The 1262-nt window shown below is 47.3% G+C and carries 2 protein-coding genes; both read left to right on the forward strand.

What is annotated here, in order from left to right; genetic code table 11:
• Positions 1-65: 65 nt before the first annotated feature.
• Entirely contained in the window at positions 66-368 is a 303-nt protein-coding gene (locus BM202_RS36505; protein ID WP_093835535.1) for a transposase, read from the forward strand.
• On the forward strand, positions 365-1231 hold the full coding sequence (locus tag BM202_RS36510) for an IS3 family transposase (protein ID WP_245776947.1): 867 nt from the start codon (positions 365-367) through the stop codon (positions 1229-1231). Before BM202_RS36505 ends, BM202_RS36510 begins: the two co-directional genes overlap by 4 nt.
• The last annotated feature ends 31 nt before the right edge of the window (positions 1232-1262 follow it).

Here is a 1262-nt window from a genome sequence, read left to right on the forward strand (position 1 = left end):
TGAACTTGCTACATTTGACTGGAGACAGTTTTTAGGCACATTTGGGAACAAACCCAAAAGTACCCATGAAGAAAAGACGTGTGTTCGACGAGGCATTTAAACGGATGGCCATCGAGTTGTCCTACGCGAAAGGCTCTGTACAAGAAGTCGCTCGTGAACTCGGCATTGATTCGAGTCGGATCACCAAATGGCGGCAAAGCCATAAAAGCCTTGGTCAAGTTGCAACTGCGGCCACCGAGCTGAGCGAAGAACAGAAACTGATCAAACGGCTACAGAAAGAACTCAAAGACGCTCAGCTTGAACGCGATATACTAAAAAAGGCAGTCGGCATCTTCTCCAGGGGAGACGGGAAATATTCCGATTTATAGCGGAACACGCTAACCAGTTTTCCGTTGAGAAGATGTGCAAAGTGCTGAAGGTGAGTAGCAGTGGGTACTATTATTGGTGCAAGCATCCGGTTAGTATCAGACAACTAAAACAAGCTCAGTTGCTAGATGATATTCGACAGGTACATACTCAGAGCGAGTCTCGGTACGGTAGTCCCCGGATCGCTGATGAATTGCGGGAGCGGGGCGTGAAGGTATCACGTAATCGGGTGGCTCGATTGATGCGCAAAGCGGCCATTCGCAGTATCATGTATAAGAAGTATCGTGTTCAGACTACTGACTCATCGCACAGCTATCCAGTAGCTAAAAACCTGTTAAACAGAGAGTTCATGGCAGATAAGCCAGGTCAGAAATGGGTGTCCGATATTACTTACATTCCGACAGGCGAGGGGTGGCTATACCTAACAACCGTGCTGGATTTGGCAGACCGAAAAGTAATCGGATGGGCATTGAGTGATGGCCTGAAAGCTGCGGATACGAGCATAGCAGCGTGGCATATGGCTCTCAAAAACAGGAATATAGAGGGTAAACTTCTATTTCATTCAGATCGTGGTGTCCAGTATGCCTGCACTGAATTTCGGGATCAGTTGAGAGGCCTGCCTGTCGTGCAAAGTATGAGTCGTAAAGGCAATTGCTGGGACAATGCAGTAGCTGAGAGCTTTTTCAAAACATTCAAAAGCGAATTAGTGAACCATACTGACTTTCCAACGCGGGCCGCTGCCCGGTTAGCCACCTTCGAGTATATTGAGGGCTGGTATAATCGTCGGCGGAGACATTCAAGCTTGAATTACCAAACTCCCGCTCAACAGGAATCTTATTTTTACACCTCTCAGATGGCTGCCTGAAAAATATCTCCAGTATACTATTGCAAGTCCA

The organism is Spirosoma endophyticum, from assembly GCF_900112365.1.
GTDB lineage: Bacteria > Bacteroidota > Bacteroidia > Cytophagales > Spirosomataceae > Spirosoma > Spirosoma endophyticum.

What these genes read in the sequence shown, in the direction of transcription:
- BM202_RS36505 (WP_093835535.1), top strand. Translation starts at nt 66, where the DNA reads ATGAAGAAAAGACGTGTGTTCGACGAGGCATTTAAACGGATGGCCATC.